This window comes from endosymbiont of unidentified scaly snail isolate Monju, assembly GCF_000801295.1.
GTDB lineage: Bacteria > Pseudomonadota > Gammaproteobacteria > Chromatiales > Chromatiaceae > MONJU.
On record NZ_AP012978.1, the window covers coordinates 917,059 to 936,586 of the forward strand.

At 65.5% G+C, this 19,528-nt stretch carries 20 protein-coding genes; 17 read left to right on the forward strand and 3 right to left on the reverse strand.

Features of this window, described 5'->3' with window-relative positions; all coding sequences use genetic code 11:
- Positions 1-14 precede the first annotated feature (14 nt).
- Positions 15-416, forward strand: coding sequence for a hypothetical protein (locus EBS_RS04350; RefSeq protein ID WP_043107532.1), 402 nt, complete (start codon positions 15-17; stop codon positions 414-416).
- Positions 417-465: 49 nt separating this feature from the next.
- Here the strand turns inward: EBS_RS04350 and rsgA are convergent, their stop codons facing one another.
- Both rsgA and EBS_RS04360 read right to left on the reverse strand, forming a co-directional pair.
- Positions 466-1,470 carry a small ribosomal subunit biogenesis GTPase RsgA gene (gene rsgA, locus EBS_RS04355; RefSeq protein WP_043107533.1) on the reverse strand — a complete coding sequence of 335 codons (1,005 nt, stop codon included), beginning with the start codon at positions 1,468-1,470 and terminating at the stop codon, positions 466-468.
- Between the two features lie 19 nt (positions 1,471-1,489).
- Entirely contained in the window at positions 1,490-1,765 is a 276-nt protein-coding gene (locus EBS_RS04360) for a hypothetical protein (protein WP_043107534.1), read from the reverse strand.
- Positions 1,766-1,998: 233 nt separating this feature from the next.
- On the opposite strand from EBS_RS04360, the gene EBS_RS04365 reads away from it, so the two are divergent.
- From EBS_RS04365 to orn, 3 genes are read left to right on the forward strand one after another with little or no spacing between them, the layout of a single operon-like run.
- Positions 1,999-3,444, forward strand: a complete 1,446-nt coding sequence (locus EBS_RS04365; RefSeq protein WP_148307657.1) for a hypothetical protein — start codon at positions 1,999-2,001, stop codon at positions 3,442-3,444.
- Positions 3,390-4,031 carry an EAL domain-containing protein gene (locus tag EBS_RS04370; protein WP_081999812.1) on the forward strand — a complete coding sequence of 214 codons (642 nt, stop codon included), beginning with the start codon at positions 3,390-3,392 and terminating at the stop codon, positions 4,029-4,031. The genes EBS_RS04365 and EBS_RS04370 overlap by 55 nt, the downstream gene beginning before the upstream one ends.
- 55 nt (positions 4,032-4,086) lie before the next feature.
- Positions 4,087-4,632, forward strand: a complete 546-nt coding sequence (orn, locus tag EBS_RS04375) for an oligoribonuclease (RefSeq protein ID WP_043107539.1) — start codon at positions 4,087-4,089, stop codon at positions 4,630-4,632.
- Here the strand turns inward: orn and queG are convergent.
- Positions 4,622-5,692 (reverse strand): tRNA epoxyqueuosine(34) reductase QueG, encoded by a 1,071-nt coding sequence (gene queG / locus EBS_RS04380; protein ID WP_043107540.1) that lies wholly within the window; start codon positions 5,690-5,692, stop codon positions 4,622-4,624. The genes orn and queG overlap by 11 nt on opposite strands.
- Positions 5,693-5,725: 33 nt before the next feature.
- On the opposite strand from queG, the gene EBS_RS04385 reads away from it, so the two are divergent.
- The 13 genes from EBS_RS04385 to EBS_RS04445 all read left to right on the forward strand — a co-directional run bounded on the left by EBS_RS04385 (position 5,726) and on the right by EBS_RS04445 (position 19,445).
- Positions 5,726-7,225: an NAD(P)H-hydrate dehydratase gene (locus EBS_RS04385; RefSeq protein ID WP_148307658.1), complete on the forward strand. Its 1,500-nt coding sequence runs from the start codon at positions 5,726-5,728 to the stop codon at positions 7,223-7,225.
- Entirely contained in the window at positions 7,222-7,686 is a 465-nt protein-coding gene (gene tsaE / locus EBS_RS04390; protein ID WP_043107543.1) for a tRNA (adenosine(37)-N6)-threonylcarbamoyltransferase complex ATPase subunit type 1 TsaE, read from the forward strand. The genes EBS_RS04385 and tsaE overlap by 4 nt, the downstream gene beginning before the upstream one ends.
- Before the next feature lie 109 nt (positions 7,687-7,795).
- Positions 7,796-9,106 carry an N-acetylmuramoyl-L-alanine amidase gene (locus tag EBS_RS04395; RefSeq protein WP_043107546.1) on the forward strand — a complete coding sequence of 437 codons (1,311 nt, stop codon included), beginning with the start codon at positions 7,796-7,798 and terminating at the stop codon, positions 9,104-9,106.
- A gap of 118 nt (positions 9,107-9,224) precedes the next feature.
- Complete coding sequence (locus EBS_RS04400) at positions 9,225-9,650, forward strand: DsrE family protein (protein WP_043107547.1); 426 nt, start codon at positions 9,225-9,227, stop codon at positions 9,648-9,650.
- Between the two features lie 78 nt (positions 9,651-9,728).
- The gene (gene mutL, locus EBS_RS04405; RefSeq protein ID WP_043107548.1) at positions 9,729-11,531 is read left to right on the forward strand and encodes a DNA mismatch repair endonuclease MutL; all 1,803 of its coding nucleotides are present in this window, start codon (positions 9,729-9,731) and stop codon (positions 11,529-11,531) included.
- A complete protein-coding gene (miaA, locus tag EBS_RS04410; RefSeq protein ID WP_043107549.1) occupies positions 11,528-12,466 on the forward strand; it encodes a tRNA (adenosine(37)-N6)-dimethylallyltransferase MiaA in 939 nt (312 codons plus the stop codon). The genes mutL and miaA overlap by 4 nt, the downstream gene beginning before the upstream one ends.
- Positions 12,467-12,689: 223 nt before the next feature.
- Complete coding sequence (gene hfq, locus EBS_RS04415; RefSeq protein ID WP_043107550.1) at positions 12,690-12,947, forward strand: RNA chaperone Hfq; 258 nt, start codon at positions 12,690-12,692, stop codon at positions 12,945-12,947.
- Positions 12,948-13,025: 78 nt separating this feature from the next.
- Positions 13,026-14,402 carry a ribosome rescue GTPase HflX gene (gene hflX, locus EBS_RS04420; protein WP_070104715.1) on the forward strand — a complete coding sequence of 459 codons (1,377 nt, stop codon included), beginning with the start codon at positions 13,026-13,028 and terminating at the stop codon, positions 14,400-14,402.
- 40 nt (positions 14,403-14,442) lie between these two features.
- A complete protein-coding gene (gene hflK / locus EBS_RS04425) occupies positions 14,443-15,609 on the forward strand; it encodes an FtsH protease activity modulator HflK (protein WP_052199297.1) in 1,167 nt (388 codons plus the stop codon).
- The gene (hflC, locus tag EBS_RS04430) at positions 15,609-16,487 is read left to right on the forward strand and encodes a protease modulator HflC (protein ID WP_043107551.1); all 879 of its coding nucleotides are present in this window, start codon (positions 15,609-15,611) and stop codon (positions 16,485-16,487) included. The genes hflK and hflC overlap by 1 nt, the downstream gene beginning before the upstream one ends.
- A 258-nt stretch (positions 16,488-16,745) precedes the next feature.
- Complete coding sequence (locus tag EBS_RS04435; RefSeq protein ID WP_043107552.1) at positions 16,746-16,934, forward strand: DUF2065 domain-containing protein; 189 nt, start codon at positions 16,746-16,748, stop codon at positions 16,932-16,934.
- Positions 16,931-18,121, forward strand: a complete 1,191-nt coding sequence (locus tag EBS_RS04440) for an ATP phosphoribosyltransferase regulatory subunit (RefSeq protein ID WP_043107553.1) — start codon at positions 16,931-16,933, stop codon at positions 18,119-18,121. The genes EBS_RS04435 and EBS_RS04440 overlap by 4 nt, the downstream gene beginning before the upstream one ends.
- 31 nt (positions 18,122-18,152) lie before the next feature.
- The gene (locus EBS_RS04445; protein WP_043107554.1) at positions 18,153-19,445 is read left to right on the forward strand and encodes an adenylosuccinate synthase; all 1,293 of its coding nucleotides are present in this window, start codon (positions 18,153-18,155) and stop codon (positions 19,443-19,445) included.
- The last annotated feature ends 83 nt before the right edge of the window (positions 19,446-19,528 follow it).

A 19,528-nucleotide genomic window follows, 5' to 3' on the forward strand; every position in this document is an offset into this window, starting at 1 on the left:
CGGGGAGAAGGGCGATGGGCGATGTGCTGGGCGTACTGGTCGATAATCAACCACAACTGGAGTTCGATCGTGACCGGCCGGTGCCCCAGGAGCACCTCGAGCATCTTGCCCTGATGGATCGCAAGATGGACGGCGGCATCGTGCTCGAAGGTCAGGCCTTTGCCGAGCCGGACCTGGATGCGCGCACCCGCTTTGTCGCAGCCAACCTGGCCAATGCCCTGGCCCAGGGAAAGGACAATCTGGCTATGGCGCTGACCACCTGGCTGGGCGTGCGTCGCCCTGATCTCAAGCAGGTGAAGATCACCAGCGGCGAGCTGGGGTTCACCGTCGATCTCGATTACCAGTCCCCCTACCGGCGTTCCAAACCTGAACCCCAGGTGGTGCAGTTCCATCCGCGCCCGCCGACCCGGCACTGAGTCTTTCCGGTTTCTTTCTGGCCTTCTTCGCAGCGTGGCGAGGGGGCTGTCAGTGGTCTGCTGCCTGCGCGGCCAGGTGATGGAAACTGGCCAGACGGTCAGGGTGGATGCGGCCTGCCTCCAGCGCCTTGCGTACCGCGCAGCCGGGCTCGTGTCGGTGGGTGCAGTCGTTGAAACGGCATTGACCCTTGAGTGTACGCAGCTCGGGAAAGCCGTCTTCCAGTTCCTGGCGCGTCAGCCGACCGAGTCGGAAGCTGCGTACGCCGGGCGAGTCGATGATCTCGCCGCCGCACTCCAGCGCGTAGAGGGTGGCTGCCGAGGTGGTGTGACGGCCGAGCCCGGTCGCCTCGGAGAGGGCGCCTTCGAGCAGCTCGGGGTTTGGCAGCAGGGCATTGATCAGCGAGGACTTGCCCACTCCCGACTGGCCGACCAGGATGCTGGTGTGCCCGCGCAGTCGTTCGAACAGCGGCTCCAGGCCATGTGTCGTCTTGGCACTGACCTGGATAAGGGGGTAGCCCAGGTCCTCGTAATGGGCGAAGCGCTGGCGGAAGGCGGCGCGTTCGGTGTCATCGAGCAGGTCGGCCTTGTTCAGGCAGAGGGCGCCGCGCACGCCGATGCGCTCGGCGGCAATCAGGTACTGGTCGAGCAGAAAGCCGGTGGGTTCCGGCCTGGGGGCCAGCACCACCACCAGTTGGCTGATGTTGGCGGCGATGGGTTTGTCGTGCCCGGCATGATCCGGCCGCGAGAGCACGGTGTCGCGTTCGAGCAGGGCCACCACCACGCCGGCACCCCCGTCCACGGGCTGCCAGAGTACGCGGTCGCCGCACACGATCTCGCCCAGGTTCTGGCGGAACAGGCAGTGCACGGCTTCGTCTTCCGATCCGCGTACCAGCAGGCTGCGGCCATGGCGCACGATGACTCGCCCTTCGACCGGTGGGCTGGCGTCACCGTTGCCGAGCAGGGACTCGGCGCGGGCATCTGCCAGGCGTCGCCGCTGTTCCTGAATGCGCGCGATGCGCGCCCGCTGCTGTTTGCTGAGCCTGCGACGCGACATCGTCAGGCGTTATGCGATGTCATTTGTCAAAGTGATAGTGGGTGTCGTTCAGGTACTTGACCACCGCGGCGATGTCCTCGTCGAACAGGCGGGTGTCGATGTTGGCGTCGCAGCGCCTTACCTGGGCTTTGAGCTGCTGCAGGTTCTGCATGCGGTGGTCGGGACGGGCGTAGACGCGCTCGTCATGACAACCGGAGCATTTTTCCTTGATGAAGCGGGCCGCGTCGAAATCGGCCAGCGCCGGGCCGCCAGCGAGCAGGGCGGCGGCGAGAAGTGACAGGGACAAGGGGTTCATTTCGTTTGGCTCCTTTGCGTGGGAAATCGATTCATGATCTGGGGATCGCTTTCCGTAAGTGACGATTTCCTTTTCACATTGTACTCGCAGCAGGGTGTCGGCAAGCGGCAAATCCTTACCTGTTTGGCGGGACATGGGGTTTTCCCCTGGCTTGAACGCGCATGGAGCTCGGATATACTCCGGCCCATGGCCCGAACGCCCGATCGCCCTGATCGTCCATGCCGGAAGAATATTTGCACCTCACCCCAGATCAAGTCGAAACACTTCTCCAGCAACTGCACCTCTTCCATGTCGAATACGGCGCACTGGATACCCTGCTCGATACGCGGCGCGAGCAGTTGCTGCTCGATGGGTTTCGCCGCTTTCTCGAGACCTTTCTCGAACGGCCGGCGGAAGAGCAGGAGATCGTCGAGCGTCTGGCGCACGACTATTTCGACGAGGACATCCCCTTCGTCCTGTTGATGGGGGCGTTCAACCGGATCAAGAGCGAGCTGATCCAGCTGGTGACCTCCAACATGCAACGGCCGGTCGAACATTACCTGGAGACCGATCGCCTGTTCGAGCAAGCCAAGCGGGCCACCGCGCAGCAATACCTGGTCCTCGAGGCGCAACGGCCACAGCGCCTGCCACAATCACTGGTGCGCGAGAAGCTGCTGATCCGCATCTACCTCGACTGGTTGCAGCAGTTGCGCGAAGCCGTGGTGGGCGACTTGTCGGGATTTCCTCTGGAATCGCTGGCCGAGAGCCGCTTCACCGAGGCGCTGCGCTATCCCGAGAGCATGATGATCTGCCTGGATCTGAAGCTGTGCGACCAGATCAACGAGCAGCACCGGGTGATATTGCAGCAGGCCAGTATCCTGCATGCCATGCTCAGCGGCGGACGTTACGAACAGGCCTATGTCGCCTACCAGGATCTGCTGGCCAAGGTCTCCGAACTGCTGAACCTGCTCAGCATCCTCTATTTCGAGAGCGAGACCAACCGCATCGGGCGGTTCTTCGGGTTTCTGCAGGCCGCGCTTTACCTGCCGGGGCGCAAGTTCCTGTGTGTGCTCAATCTCAGTCATCTCTCGCGCATCAACAAGCTGTACGGTGCCGAAGCGGGGGGAAGAGCGCTGGCCCGCGTCGAGACGGTGCTGCGCGAGGAGTTCGAGAACAACTATTCCTGGTTGCTGTTCACGCGCGGTATCGCAGGTGACTTCTACATCGTGGGGCACGACATTGATGCCGCCGAGCTCGATGCCTTGTGCGCACGGGTAGAGCAGTGCCTGGAGGGTACCTGCGATGATCTGCCGTTTCCCATCGAGGTGGCCTACCACGGCATCGAACTGACCGAACTGAACGAACTCACCACCGAGGATCTCCATCTGGTCGTGGAATATCTCACGGAGCAAGCGGGTTTGGGTCGCCGCGAGATCGCAGTGGACAGGGAGGACAAGCGGCACCTGCTCGACTGGCTGGGGAAGCGCTACCGTCGCTCCATCGATCTTCGTACGCGCCTGGTGCCGGAGCACACCGACATCTTCATCCAGCCGCTGGTGACCCTGGACGACACGCGCTGCCTGCACGCCTTCGAGGTGCTGGGCCGCTTCCGCGAGGGCGGGGCGGGGGGCATATCAGCGTGGGCATGTTCATCGACGATATCATCTCCGCTGGTATGGCGATCGATTTCGATCGCCTGATCCTGTCGCACATCGTGGCTCAGGCCGGGCCCCTGCACGACATCACCCGGCGCTTGTTCATCAACGTCTGTGCCTGCTCGCTCGAGAGCAGGACCTACCTGGATGCGCTGATCGAGGCGGTGAAGGGGCCGTTGCGCGGCTTCGAGGTCGTTATCGAACTGACCGAGCAGACCCTGCTGGAGCGCCGCGAGTTGATCACCGAGCTGCATCGAGAGCACGGCCTGCACTTTGCCGTGGATGACTTCGGTACCGGCTACTCCACCCTGCAACTGGTGATCGAGCTGGCGCTGGAGGGCAGCATTCGCTACCTCAAGCTGGATGGTTCGCTCACGCGTAATATCAACACGCGGACCGCGGTCGAGCGCATCATGCACATCACCCGCCAGATGGCCCACGAACTGGGGCTGGAAACCGTGGTCGAGGTGATCGAGAGCGCCGCCCAGCTCGAAAAGCTCACCGATCTGGAGATGGATCTCGGCCAGGGTTTCCTGCTTGGTGTGCCTGACACCGTGGCGGTCTGGCGGGGCAAGGTGGCTTATCTGCAGACTCGTACCGACGTGCAGCGCACACCGGTGTTCGTGCTCTGAGCCCGTTGCGGCCGTTGTAGAATCCCTGCGTCTGTTTTTCCACTGAGGAGCCGGTATGCCAGCCGACGAGAACAACCTGATCTGGATCGACCTGGAGATGACCGGGCTGGATACCGACCGCGACCACATCATCGAGATTGCCACCGTGGTCACCGACGCCGAGCTGAACATCCTCGCCGAGGGGCCGGTGATCGCCATCTACCAGCCGAGCGCGGTGATGGACGCCATGGACGAGTGGAACACCCGTCAGCACGGTCAGTCGGGGCTTACCCGGCGGGTGCGCGAGAGCCGATACTCGGTGGCCGATGCCGAACGCGAGACCCTGGCCTTCCTGCGCGAGTGGGTGCCCAAGGGCAAGTCGCCCATGTGCGGCAATTCCATCTGCCAGGACCGGCGCTTCATGGCACGCCTGATGCCGGAACTGGAAGACTATTTTCACTACCGTAACCTGGATGTCTCGACCCTCAAGGAGCTGGCTCGGCGCTGGGCCCCGGCGGTGTACGAGGGCTTCAAGAAGGATTCGTCGCACCTGGCACTGGACGACATCAAGGATTCCATTGCCGAGTTGCGCCACTATCGCGAGCATTTCCTCAAGGTCTGAGCAGCGCTCGCAGCCGGGTCAGCGCCCAGGCCACATGCTCGCGTACCAGCTCGGAAGGGTGGTCGGTGCGTGCGCGCAGCGCGCTTTCCGCCGCTGCTTCACCGCTGTTGCCCAGTGCCACCGCGATATTGCGCAGCCAGCGTTCGTGGCCGATGCGGCGGATGGCCGAACCCTCGGTGCGTTTCAGGAAAGTTGCCTCGTCCCAGGCGAACAGTTCGACGAGGGTGGCGGTGTCCAGGCCGTGGCGCGGCAGGAAGTCGGCCTCGGTGGTGTCATTGGCAAAGCGGTTCCACGGGCAGCAGAGCTGGCAGTCGTCGCAGCCGTAGATACGGTTGCCCATCAGCGGGCGCAACGCCTCGGGAATCGGGCCGTGCAGCTCGATGGTGAGATAGGAGATGCAGCGCCGTGCATCGACCTGATAGGGCGCAACGATGGCGCGGGTAGGGCAGACGTCGATGCAGGCGGTGCACTCGCCGCAGTGGTCGCTCACCGGGCTGTCCACCGGCAGCGGCAGGTCGGTGTAGAGCTCGCCCAGGAAGAACCAGCTGCCGGCATCGCGCGAGAGGATGTTCGAATGCTTGCCGACCCAGCCCAGGCCGGCCTTCTGCGCGATGGCCTTCTCCATCACCGGCGCGCTGTCGGTGAATACCCGATAGCCGAAATCGCCGATCTCGTCGGCGATGCGTTGTGCCAGTTTCTTGAGACGGGCACGCAACACCTTGTGATAGTCGCGTCCCAGGGCATAGCGTGAAATGAAGGCGGCGGCCGGGTCGCGCAGTACGCTGCCCGGGTCAGGTTCGGGTGGGCGGTAGTCCAGGCGCACGCTGATGATGCGCAGGGTGCCGGGCACCAGTTCGGCCGGGCGGGTGCGCTTGCTGCCGTGACGGTGCATGTAGTCCATCGTGCCGTGGTAGCCTTTGGCCAGCCAGCTGTGCAGATGGTGCTCGGCCTCGGTGAGGTCGGTATCGCAGATGCCGACCGCGCCGAAGCCCAGTTCGTGGCCCCATTGCTTGATGCGCCGGGACAGTTGCGCGTAGTCGATATCGCCACCTTTGCTCATGGAACACACTTTACCCAAATGCAATATCGCGTGATGCCAAAGACCGAGACCCTGCCGGCGGCACTGTACACCGCTGATCAGGTGCGCGCGCTCGAGCGCCAGGCCATCGAGCGTTTCGGCATCCCCGGCGCCGAGCTGATGCAACGTGCCGGTGAAGCGGCCTTTGCCCTGGCGCGCGAACGCTGGCCGGAGGCGCGGTGCTGGTGCGTATTGTGCGGTACCGGTAACAACGGAGGCGACGGTTTCGTGATCGCGCGGCTGGCCGCCGAGGCCGGTCTGGAGGTGCGGGTGATCCAGCTCGGAGAGCGCGAGCGCATCGCCGGTGACGCCCGGCTGCATGCCGATCACTGGGCGGCGCTCGAGCGGCCCTGGATGGAGTTCGATGGGGCCCTGCCGCGCGACTGTGACCTCTTGATCGATGCCCTGCTCGGCACTGGCCTGGACCGCGAGCTGGGCGGGGCCTGGCGCGCGGCAGTGGAGGCGATCAATGCCCATTCGGCACCGGTGTTGGCGGTGGACATTCCCACTGGCCTGGATGCCGACCGTGGGGTGGTGCTGGGCGTGGCGGTACGTGCTGCCGCGACCATCAGTTTCATCGGTCTCAAGCGCGGCCTGTTCACCGGCGAGGCTCCCGACTGCTGCGGCGAGGTGTTCTTCGACGCCCTCGAGGTGCCGGCGGCCATCTACGCCAGCCAGATTCTCAGCGCGCGGCGCATCGACTGGACCCGCGAGGCGACCCGCCTGCGTCCTCGCCGGCGCACGGCGCACAAGGGTGATTTCGGGCATGTGCTGGTCGTCGGTGGTGATCATGGCTTCGGCGGCGCGGCGCACCTGGCGGGCGAGGCGGCAGCACGAGTCGGCGCCGGGCTGGTCAGCCTGGCCACGCGCAAGCGCCATGTCGCGGCCGTTCTCGCCGCCCGCCCCGAGTTGATGGCGCACGCCGTCAACGGTCGCAAGGGCCTGCGAAGCCTGTTGTCGCGGGCCTCCGTGCTGGTGCTGGGGCCGGGGCTGGGGCGCCGCGGCTGGGGCGATGAGCTGTATCACGTCGGTATCGACTGGCCAGGACCACAGGTGATCGACGCCGACGCGCTCAACCGCCTGGCCGAGAAACCGGTCGCCCCGCGCGACGATCGGGTGCTCACGCCGCATCCAGGCGAGGCCGCCAGGCTGCTGGGGGTGGAAGCCGCCGAGGTGCAGGCGGACCGCTTCGCGGCCGTCGAGGCGCTGCAACGGCGTTATGGCGGCACCGTGGTACTCAAGGGGGCAGGCACGCTGGTGCTTGGGCCGGGGCAGCGCCCGTTGGCGGTGTGCAGTGACGGCAATCCCGGGATGGCCAGCGGTGGCATGGGCGATGTGCTGGCGGGGGTGATCGGCGGCCTGATCGCGCAGGGGTGGATGCCGGAAGAGGCGGCCGAGCTCGGCGTCTGCCTGCATGCCGCAGCGGCTGACCGGGCCGTGGCCCGCGAGGGGGAGTGCGGCCTGCTCGCCAGCGATCTGATGCCACACCTGCGGCGCCTGGTGAACCCGGCATGATCGAACGCCTGTTGCATGGCGAGGAAGAGCAGATCGCCTTCGGCGCGCGTCTGGGGCGGGCGCTCGGGCCACGTGCGCTGGTCTTTCTCGAGGGGGACATGGGTGCTGGCAAGACCACCCTGGTGCGTGGCCTGCTGCGCGCGCGCGGCCATTCCGGCGCGGTGAAGAGTCCGACCTATACCCTGGTCGAGCCCTACGAGCTGCCGGGCGGCCCTTGTTACCACCTCGATCTCTACCGTCTGGGCGATCCCGAGGAATTGGAATACCTGGGCTTGCGCGAGATGCTGGCCGAGCCGGCCCTGGTGCTGGTCGAATGGCCGGATCGGGGCGCGGGTTGGCTGCCGGAGCCGGACCTGCGCCTCGTGCTTTCCTATGCCGAAGATGGCATGGCACGGCGGGTGCGTCTGGGGGCCGGTACGGAGCGGGGGCGTATGGTAATTTCAGAGCTTTCTGGGGGATAACTCGATTGTTTTCTGAGAAATACTCCTTATCTGGATGTTTTTTCTGGAATTTCCAAGAATCCTGTGCTAGCTTTGAAGCATCCTGAGAGATCGAGTGAAAAGGGAATCCATGCGATACACCGTGCGTATCGTCTGTCTGCTCCTGTTGTTGCCCCTCTCGGCCCTGGCTGCACAGGTCCAGGGCGTGCGCCTGTGGACCGCGCCGGACCATACTCGCCTGGTGTTCGACATCGACCAGCCGATCGAGCACAAGATCTTCTCGCTGAGTGATCCCGACCGCCTGGTCATCGACCTGCGCGACACCCGCGCGGGCGAGCGGCTCGCGCCCAGCAAGTTGTCCGATCGCCATGTGCGTGGTGTGCGGCATGCGCAGCGCAAGGACGGTACCCTGCGGGTGGTGCTGGATCTCAACCAGGCCATGCGGCCCAAGAGTTTCCTGCTCAAACCCAACGCGGGCTATGGCCATCGCCTGGTGATCGACCTGTATGGAAAGGACAGTGGTCGCCCACGGGTGGCCAAGAGCGCGCGGGACATCAAACAATGGCGTGACGTGGTGGTCGCGATCGACGCCGGGCATGGCGGGGAGGATCCGGGGGCGCTGGGCTCGGCTCACCGTACCCGGGAGAAGGATGTCACCCTGCAGATTGCCCGGCGTCTCAAGCGCGAGATTGACGCCCTGCCGGGCATGCGCGCGGTACTCACGCGCAGCGGCGACTACTACGTGGGCCTGCGCAAGCGCATGCAACTGGCGCGTCGGCACAAGGCCGACCTGTTCGTCTCCATCCATGCCGACGCCTTCCGCGACAAGCGGGTGCGCGGTTCCTCGATCTATGTGCTCTCCAATCGTGGGGCCTCCAGCGAGGCGGCGCGCTGGCTGGCCGCGCGCGAGAACGCGGCCGACCTGGTCGGCGGGGTGAGCCTGGATGACAAGGACGACATGCTCGCCTCGGTGCTGCTCGACCTGTCGCAATCGGCGGCGCAAGAGGCCAGCCTGGCCGCCGCGCAGAAGGTCTATCGCAATCTCGCCAAACTGGGCAAGGTGCATGCGCGCCGTATCCAGCGTGCCGGATTCGTGGTGCTCAAGGCGCCCGATATCCCCTCCATGCTGATCGAGACCGGCTTCATCTCCAACCCCACCGAGGAGCGCAACCTGCGAAGTCCGGCCTACCAGCGCAAGCTGGCAAAGGCCATTGCCCGTGGTGTGGAGCGCTATTTCCACTCGGCGCCGCCGCCAGGCACCCTCATTGCCAGGCTGGAGCGCGAGCGCCGGCCGCGTGAACACGTGATCGCGCGTGGCGAGACCCTGTCCATGATCGCCAGTCGCTACCAGGTGAGCCTGGGCAAGCTGCGCCACGTCAACCGCATCAAGAACGACCGGCGCATCCGGGTTGGCCAGGTCCTGCGTATCCCCGAGACCTGAGGCCGCCGTCTCCGCATTTCTTGCATCGGCGCGGAATAATTGTCCGCAGCCGTCGTCTCCCTTGTGCAGGTGATGTTACCGCCTGAACACCGTTACGAGGATTCGAGGAGAGAGACTGATGAGAGGAATGTTGTTAGCGCTGGCGCTGCTGGCATCCGGTCTGGTCATGGCCGGAGACATGCGCCGGATCGTGTTCCATGTGGACGAGAACGATCCCAAGAAGATGAATATCACGCTCAACAATGCCGCCAACCTGAACAAGTACTACCAGGACAAGGGCGAAGAGGCACAGATCGAGATCGTCACCTACGGCCCCGGTCTTATGATGCTGCACGCCAAGAAGTCGCCGGTGAAAGAGCGCATTGCCTCCTTTGCGCAGAACTTCGACAACGTCAGCTTCAAGGCCTGCGCCAACACCATGAAGAAGATGAAGAAAAAGTCCGGCAAGGACGTCCCCCTGCTGCCGCAGGCCGAGGTCGTGGCCTCCGGTGTCATGCACCTGGTCAAGCGGCAGGAAGAGGGCTGGTCGTACATCCGACCCTGAGCCGGCTCCCTTTCGCCATTGCAACCCGGCCGCCACTGCGTGTGGGGCCGGGTTTTGTTTTCATGGCAAAATAGGCTCATGCCGCCCCGTATCCGCCAGCTCCCCTCGCAACTGGTCAACCAGATCGCCGCCGGCGAGGTGGTCGAGCGGCCTGCGTCGGTGATCAAGGAGCTGGTGGAGAACAGTCTGGATGCCGGCGCGCAGCGTATCGAGGTCGATGTCCAGCAGGGCGGGCTCAAGCGCATGCGCGTGACCGATGACGGGCATGGTTTGCATCCGGACGACATGCCGTTGGCATTGGCGCGGCACGCCACCAGCAAGGTTGCCTCGCTCGAGGATCTCGAGCGCATCGCCAGCATGGGCTTTCGGGGCGAGGCGCTGCCCAGCATCGCCTCGGTCTCTCGCCTGAGCCTGGTCTCGCGCGAGCGCGGTGCCGAGCATGCCTGGCGGCTGGATGCCGAGGCCGAGGCCCCGATGCCCGCTGCGCACCCCGAGGGCACCACGGTCGATGTCCGCGACCTGTTCTGGAACACGCCGGCGCGGCGCAAGTTCCTGCGCACCGAGAAGACCGAGTTCGGCCACATCGAGCAGGTGGTGCGCCGGCTGGCGCTGGCGTGTCCGACGATCGCCTTCCGGTTGACGCACAATGGCCGTGAGGTGTTCGCCACGCACCCTGCCGAGGATCGCGCGGGCCAGGAGCGGCGCCTCGCCGGCCTGCTGGGTGCGGCCTTCCTGGAGAACGCCCTGTACTTCGAGCACGAGGCTGCCGGCCTGTGCCTGCATGGCTGGGTGGCGCGCCCCGTATTCTCGCGCGCCCAGGCCGACATGCAGCATTTCTATGTGAACGGCCGCATGGTGCGCGACAAACTGGTCACCCACGCGGTGCGCCAGGCCTTCCAGGACGTGCTCTATCACGGCCGGCACCCGGCCTACGTGCTGTTCCTCGAGCTCGATCCGGTGCTGGTAGATGTGAACGTGCATCCGACCAAGCACGAGGTGCGCTTCCGCGAGGGGCGTCTGGTGCACGACTTCCTGTTTCGCACCTTGCATCAGGTGCTGGCCGAGGAGCGACCGGGTGCAACAGCGGCATCGCCGTTGCCCGAGGCCGAGCCCGCCGGGGCGCCGGCGGCCGCTGCGCGGGAGGAGGCGGTATTGTCTCCGCCGCCGGCGCAGCCGGGTCTGAGGCTGGGGGTGGGCGAGCGTCGCGGCGGTTACAGTGCGGCACTGGCCTGGCAGGCGCCGCCGGCTCCGTCTGTGGAGACGGAGACCGGTGAGCCGCAGGCGGAGGGCGAGGAGCTGCCACCGCTGGGCTTTGCGCTGGCGCAGTTGCATGGGGTCTATATCCTGGCGCTGAACGCTGCCGGGCTGGTGCTGGTGGACATGCACGCGGCGCACGAGCGTATCACCTACGAGCGTTTCAAGGCCGCGCGCGAGGGCGAGGGTATCAAGTCGCAGCCGCTGCTGGTGCCGGTCTCGGTGTCGGTGAGTCGGCGCGAGGCCGAGCTGGCCGAGCAGCACGCGGAGACGTTCGCCAGCCTGGGCATGCGGGTCGATCGCATGGGCGAGGAGGTACTGGTGGTGCGTGCCCTGCCGGCTCTGCTGCGTGATGCCGATGCCGAGCGCCTGTTGCGCGACGTGCTCTCGGACCTGGCCGTGTACGGCGAGAGCGACAGGGTGCTGGCCTCGGTCAACGAGGTGCTGGCGACCATGGCCTGCCATGGCTCGGTGCGCGCCAATCGCCGGCTTACCCGCGAGGAGATGGATGCCCTGTTGCGCGATATCGAACGCACCGAGCGCTCGGGGCAGTGCAACCACGGGCGGCCGACCTGGACCCAGCTCTCCATGGCCGAGCTGGACCGGCTGTTCCTGCGCGGCCGATGAGCGAGACACAGCCACCGGCCATCCTGCTGATGGGGCCGACTGCCTCGGGGAAGACCGAGTTGGCCATGCAGTTGGCCGAGCGCCTGCCGGTGGCCCTGATCAGCGTCGATTCGGCGATGGTCTATCGCGGCATGGACATCGGCACCGCCAAGCCTTCGCCCGAGGAATTGGCGCGTTGTCCGCACCGTCTGATCGACATCTGCGATCCGGCCGATCCGTATTCGGCCGAGCGTTTTCGTGCCGATGCCCTGGCGGCCATGGCCGAGATCACCGAGGCCGGGCGCGTCCCGCTGCTGGTCGGCGGTACCATGCTGTATTTCCGCGCCTTGCAGTACGGGCTCTCGCCGCTGCCGGCCTCCGACCCGGCGGTGCGCGGGCGTCTGGAGTCGGAGCTCGCCGAGCGTGGGCTGGCGGCGCTGCACGCGCGTCTGCGCTCGGTTGATCCGATCATCGCCCGGCGCATCCACCCCAACGACACCCAGCGTACCCTGCGCGCCCTGGAGGTGTTCGAGATCACCGGCCGACCGCTCAGCACACTCCAGGCCGAACGGGCGGGCGAGGCCATGCCCTGGCGTGCGATCAAGCTGGCGCGTGCGCCGGCTGAGCGCCAGGTGCTGCATCAGCGCATCGAGCGGCGTTTCCGCGCCATGCTCGAGGCCGGTTTCGAGGATGAGGTGCGCGCCCTGGTGGCGCGTGGCGATCTGCATCCGGAACTTCCGTCCATGCGTTCAGTCGGATACCGGCAGATGTGGGCCTGGCTGCGCGGCGAGTACGACCGTGAGGAGATGATCTGCCGTGCCATCGCCGCGACCCGGCAACTGGCCAAGCGTCAGATGACCTGGCTGCGCAGCGAACGGGATCTGCACTGGCTGGACGAAACGGGCGATTCCCTCCTGGATCAGGCGGTGAACTGCATCGAAAACTCCCTGAACTGACAGGGATGTCGGTGCATTGAGCCTTCTCATGGTGGACTGGTCCGGCTGTGCTATATTGGTGCCATGGTCCCGCCCGCACCGCATCCGGGCTCGGCCTGACCAACGGGTCCGGGTCGTCTTTTTCGGTCGCCATCGGGGTTGTCGCGATCCGGTCGGTCCCGTCTTTTTGTCACAACCTTATCAAAGCCATTAAAAACTCAAATAGAAACAAGGAGTCATGACGATGTCCAAGGGGCAGAGCCTGCAGGATCCCTTCCTGAACACCCTGCGCAAGGAGCGCATTCCGGTATCCATCTTTCTCGTCAATGGCATCAAGCTTCAGGGCACCATCGAGTCATTCGACCAGTTCGTGGTGCTGCTGAAGAACAGCGTCAGTCAAATGGTCTACAAGCACGCCATCTCTACCGTGGTGCCGGCGCGTAACGTACGGCTCCAGCAGGCCCAGGCCGGCGATGACGAGGGTGATTCCGGCCGCCCGTGATGTCCATCCGCTGTCATTTCTCGACAGGCCTCGCGGCTGTGCCGCGAGGCCTGTTCGTTTGCCGCCCGGCCGCTGGTGATGTTTGAGCGCCCGCAGCGCGGCGAGCGTGCCATCCTGGTTCATGTTGCCTTTCACGGGGCACCCGATCCCGAGGCCCTGCGTGAGTTCTCGGAGTTGGCGATCTCCGCCGGGGCCGAGCCACAAGCCCTGGTGACCGCCCAGCGCCACGCCCCGGACCGACGCCTCTTCGTGGGGTCGGGAAAGGCCGAGGAGATCCGCGCGGAGGTATTGGCCCGCGAGGCGCAGTTGGTGATCTTCGACCATGAGCTCTCGCCCAGCCAGGAACGCAATCTCGAACGCTTCTTCGAATGCCGGGTGCTCGACCGCACCGGCCTGATCCTCGACATCTTCGCCCAGCGCGCACGTTCGCACGAAGGCAAGCTGCAAGTGGAGCTGGCGCAGCTGCGCCACCTGTCTACCCGTCTGATCCGTGGCTGGACACACCTCGAGCGCCAGAAGGGCGGCATCGGCCTGCGCGGCCCGGGCGAAACCCAGCTGGAGACCGACCGGCGGTTGCTTGGTCAGCGCATCGACCAGATCCGCCGCCGCCTGGCGCGAGTGGACAGCCAACGCGCCCAGGGTCGGCGTGCCCGCCAGCGCGCGGAGACGCCGACCGTTTCGCTGGTCGGCTATACCAACGCCGGCAAGTCCACCCTGTTCAACCGCCTGACTGACGCCCATGTCTACGCGCAGGACCAGCTTTTCGCCACCCTGGATCCGACCTTGCGCCGGCTGGTGCTGGACGGTTGTCCTCCGGTGGTGCTGGCCGACACCGTCGGTTTCGTCTCGCGCCTGCCCCACGACCTGGTGGCCGCCTTTCGCAGCACCCTGCAGGAGACTGCCGAGGCCGACCTCTTGCTCCACGTGATCGACGCGGCCAGCCCGCGGCGTGCCGAGAACATCGCCGAGGTCGAAGACGTTCTGGCGCAGATCGGCGCGCTGGAGGTGCCGCGCCTGAACATCTACAACAAGATCGACTGCATCGAGGACGCCGAACCACGCATCGACCGCGATGCTTCGGGCCGCGCCGTGGCGGTCTGGCTGTCGGCGGCCGACGGTCGGGGGTGCGACCTGCTGTTGCAGGTGCTGGCCGAGCGCTTTGCCGAACAGGCGGTGCGGCGGCGCATCTGTCTGCCACCCGAACAGGGGCGGCTGCGTGCCCTGCTGTTCGCGCGCGGCTGCGTGCCCTGCTGTTCGCGCGCGGCCGGGTGCTCGCCGAGGAAGCGACCGATGATGGCGGTTGCTGCCTGGAGGTGGAACTCGCGCCGCAGGAGTACGAGCGCCTGCGCAAGCACGAGACCTGGTTGGCCTCGCATTGGCCGGCATTGGGCGAAGACTGCCTTACCGCGTAGGCTGCGCGGGCAAATGAACGCGGACAGCACCGCCCGGTGTTGATAGACTTGCGTTCAGAGGTTCATCTCACTTGGAGTCATGCATGGCGTGGAACGAGCCGGGTAATGGCAATCGCGACCCTTGGAACAACAAGGGCGGCGAAGGTCCCCCCGATCTGGACGAAGTGGTTCGCAAGCTGCAGGACAAGGTCGGTAGTCTGTTTGGCGGGCGCGGCGGTGGCGGTGGTAGTGCCGGTGGCCGCCGCGGTTTCGGCATGCTGGGCATGGGCCTGGTCGCGGTGGCGCTGATCGCTGCCGCCATCAACAGCTTCTATATCATCCAGCCCGCCGAGCGCGGCGTGGTGTTGCGTTTCGGTGCCTACCACGAATTGGTCGGTCCGGGGCCGCATCTCAAGCTGCCGTTCGTCGACAGCTACCAGGCGGTGAATGTCGACCAGATCAACAAGTTCGTGCACCGAGCGCAGATGCTGACCAAGGACGAGAACATCGTCGATGTTACCGTCGAGGTGCAGTTCCGCGTCCAGGACCCGGCCGACTTCCTGTTCCAGGACGCCAATCCGCCGCTGACCCTGCGCAATGCCATGGAGTCCGCCCTGCGCGAGGTGATCGGCAAGAGCAATCTGGATGAGGTCATCACCGAGAACCGCAGCGGCACCGCCCTGTCGGTGCAGAAGGGCACCCAGGACCTGGTCGATCTGTACCGTGCCGGGCTCAAGGTGCTCAACATCAACATCCAGGATGCCAAGCCGCCAGAGGCAGTGCAGGACGCCTTCGCCGACGCCATCAAGGCGCGCGAGGATCGCGAACGGGTGCAGAACCAGGCGCAGGCCTATGCCAACGACGTGGTGCCGCGCGCACGCGGTGCGGCGGCGCGCCTGCTTGAGGACGCCAAGGCCTACAAGGCCAAGGTGGTGGCCGAGGCCGAGGGTGAGTCCAAGCGTTTCCTGGCGCTGCTCGCCGAGTACGAGAAGGCACCGGAGGTGACCCGTGACCGCCTGTACCTGGAGAGTATCCAGGACGTGCTCCAGGGCACCGGCAAGGTGCTGTTGGATGTCAAGGGTGGCAACAATCTGACCTACCTGCCGCTGGACCGGCTGTTCAAGCCGGGCGCGGGTAGTGTCGGCATCGACCGCGACGTGGTATTGCGTCCGCAACAGAGCAATCCGCAGGAGGTGGAACTGCCGGGCGTCACCCGCTTGCCCCGCCGGCCCGCCCGTTCGGTCTTCCCGCGCGAAAGAGGTAGCCGCTGATGAATTCCGCCAAGCCGATATTCCTGCTCGTCCTGCTGGTCGTGGTGGTGGGCCTGCTCAATGCCTCCTTCTTCATCGTCAAGGAGAACGAGGTGGCCCTGCGCCTGCAACTGGGCGAGATCGTCGATTCCAACTACGACCCCGGCCTGCACTTCAAGACACCGCTGGTGCAGAGTGTGAAGGTCTTCGACAGGCGCATCCAGACGCTCGACCTGGAGCCCGAGCGGTTCCTCACTGTCGAGAAGAAGTTTGTGGTGGTCGATTCCTACGCGAAGTGGCGTATTTCGGACGTGGCGCAGTACTTCCGCTCCACGCGCGGCAGTCCCACGCAGACCGCGCGTCTGCTCTCGGCGCGGATCAACGCCGCGCTGCGTGACGAATTCGGCAAACGCACCATCCGTGAGGTCGTCTCCGGCGAGCGTACCGAGATCATGCGCAAGCTGGCGCGCGAGGCCGATGTCGCGGCCGCCGACCTGGGGGTCGAGATCGTCGATGTGCGCGTCAAGCAGATCGACTTCGAGGAGGCGATCAGCGAGAACATCTACGAGCGCATGCGCACCGAGCGGCATCGTGTGGCCGCCGAGCTGCGAGCCGAGGGCGCCGAGGCGGCAGAGCGCATCCAGGCCAATGCCGACCGTCAGCGTACCGAGATCCTGGCCACGGCCTACCGCGATGCCGAACTGCTGCGCGGTGAAGGCGATGCCCTGGCCGCCCAGATCTATGCCCAGGCCTTCGATCGCGACCGTGAGTTCTACAACTTCTGGCGTAGCCTCAAGGCCTACCGCGAGGTCTTCCGCGACGGCCAGAGTCTGATGGTGCTCGATCCCGACTCGGAATTCTTCCGCTACTTCAAGTCGCAACAGCCCCTCAAACCCTGATGATGCCGGGGGCGTCATGCCCCCCAACCCTCGATCGTGAAGGCATCCGGTCGGAGAGGGGGCGCGGCCTTGTTGCTGGCGAGAGCTGCAATCTGTAATGCAGTATGGATAGGGCAGACGACTATTTGTCGGCGGACTTGATTGGTTCCGCCTGTACTTTATGTGGGCGATTTGCGAAAATCGCCCGGTTTTCGGTGTGTCGCCGAGAGCCTATCGACCGACCGGCCGGGGTTTCCCGGCTTTTTTGTGGGAATCGGCATGTGGCAGGATTTTCTCGCGGCGCTGGCACTGGTGTTCGTGATCGAGGGCATGCTGCCGTTTCTTTCGCCCGGCGGCTATCGTGACGCAGTGCGCCGGCTCGCCGAGCTGGGCGACCGGCAGCTGCGCGCTTTCGGGCTCGGCGCCATGGCGTTTGGCGTACTGCTGCTGTACCTGGTGAGATCATGAACGTGCAAGATCGTAGCTGGCTGTTGCCCGAAGGCATCGATGAGCTGCTGCCCGAGCAGGCTGCGGCGCTCGAGGTCCTGCGTCGCCGCCTGCTCGACACCTACCGGAGCTGGGGTTATCGCCTGGTGATCCCGCCGGTGATCGAATACCTCGATTCGCTGCTCACCGGTGCGGGCAAGGACCTGGAACTCCAGACCTTTCAGCTCACCGACCAGCTCAGTGGGCGCCAGCTCGGTATCCGTGCCGACATGACGCCGCAGGTGGCGCGCATCGACGCCCACCAGTTGCAGCAGCAGGGGCCCACCCGGCTGTGCTACATGGGCAGCGTACTGCGTACCCGGCCGGACGGCTTCTCCTCCTCGCGCAGCCCCTTGCAGATTGGTGCCGAGCTGTATGGGCACGCCGGCATCGAATCGGATGCCGAGGTGCTCTGCCTGATGATGGAGACGCTGCGCATCGCCGGGCTGCCCGAGATCTATCTCGACCTGGGACATGTCGGCATCTTTCGTGGTCTGGCGCGCCAGGCCGGGCTGGACGAGCAGCAGGAGGCCGCGCTGTTCGAGGCCCTGCAACGCAAGGCGCGGCCCGAGATCGGTGAACTGGTGGCCGGTTTCGATCTGCCGCCCGCGCAGGCCGCAATGTTCGAGGCCCTTGCTGACCTGAACGGCGATGCGGGGGTGCTGGCGCATGCGCGCGAAGCGCTGGCAGAGGCGCCGCAGGATGTGCTGGCGGCGATCGACTACCTGGAGGCGCTGGGCCTGCAGCTCGGGCACAGCTTGCCGGAGACCCCGGTACATTACGACCTGGCCGAGTTGCGTGCCTATCACTACCAGACCGGAGTGGTGTTCGCTGCCTTCGTTCCGGGGCAGGGCAACGAGGTGGCGCGCGGTGGTCGCTACGACCACATTGGCGAGAAGTTCGGGCGTGCGCGCCCGGCCACTGGTTTCAGCGCCGATCTCAAGACGCTGATGCTGCTGGGTGACGCCGGTGCGCCGATGGAGGAGCCGGCCGTGCTGGCACCGGCGGTCACCGATCCGGCGCTCGACGCACGCATCCGTGAACTGCGTGCGGCCGGTCGCGTGGTGATCCGTGAGCTCCCTGGGCAGGCGATATGTCCGGACGAGGCCGGCATCGGCGAACAGCTGCGACTGGAGGACGGAGACTGGGTGCTGCGTCCGTACGAATGATCGATCAAACCAACATTGGCAGGACAGACAAGTGGGCAAGAACGTAGTCGTCATTGGCACCCAGTGGGGTGATGAAGGCAAGGGCAAGGTCGTGGACCTGCTCACCGATCGCGCGGACGCCGTGGTGCGTTTCCAGGGGGGGCACAATGCCGGACATACCCTGGTGATCGATGGCAAGGAGACGGTGTTGCACCTGATCCCCTCGGGCATCCTGCGCGAGAACGTGCGCTGCCTGATCGGCAATGGCGTCGTGCTCTCGCCCTCGGCGCTCATCGAGGAACTCGAGCAGCTCGAGCGGAACGGTGTGGACGCACGTTCACGCATGGGCATCAGCGAGTCCTGCCCGGTGATCCTGCCGTATCACATTGCGCTCGACCAGGCGCGCGAGGCGGCGCGCGGCAAGAAGGCCATCGGCACCACGGGTCGCGGTATCGGCCCCTGCTACGAGGACAAGGTGTCGCGGCGGGGTATCCGTCTGGGCGAGATGCTCGATGCCGATCATTTCGCAGAGCGCCTGCGCGAGGTGATGGACTATCACAACTTTGCGCTCGAGCATTATTTCAAATTCGACACCGTGGGTTACCAGCAGGTGCTCGACGAAGCGCTGGCGCAGGCCGAGCAGATCCTGCCGTTGATCGAGGACGTGCCCGGCACCCTGCACCGGCTGCGCGCCGAGGGCAAGAACGTGATGTTCGAAGGCGCCCAGGGTGCGTTGCTCGACATCGACCACGGCACCTATCCCTATGTCACCTCCTCGACCACCACCGCGGGTGGCGCGGCCAGCGGCAGCGGCGTGGGTCCGCGGGATCTCGACTATGTGCTGGGCATCGTCAAGGCCTACACCACCCGCGTCGGTGCCGGTCCCTTCCCCACCGAGCTGTTCGACGGTGACGGCAACCATCTGGGCGAGAAGGGGCACGAGTTTGGCGCCACCACTGGCCGCAAGCGTCGTTGCGGCTGGCTCGATGCCGTGGCACTGCGCCGATCGCTCAAGATCAACAGCGTCACCGGTATGTGCATCACCAAGCTGGACGTGCTCGACGGCCTGGAACGCGTGAAGATCTGTGTCGCCTATCGGCTCGGCGGCAAGGAAGTCGATACTCCGCCGGTGGGTGCCGACCGCTTCGCGGAGTGCGAGCCGGTGTTGATTGAAATGCCGGGCTGGCAGGAATCGACCGTCGGCGCCACTTCGATGGACGAGCTGCCGGCGGCTGCGCGCGCCTACCTGAAGAAGATCGAGGAACTGTGCGAGACGCCGATCGACATCATTTCCACCGGCCCTGATCGTGCCCAGACCATGGTGCTGCGTCATCCTTTCGAATGAACGCATTCGCTGCGTGAAGCCAGTTAAGGTTCCCGCATCGTCAGCCGTTATACTTTCTGGAGTAACGGCCACCGGGCGGTCGT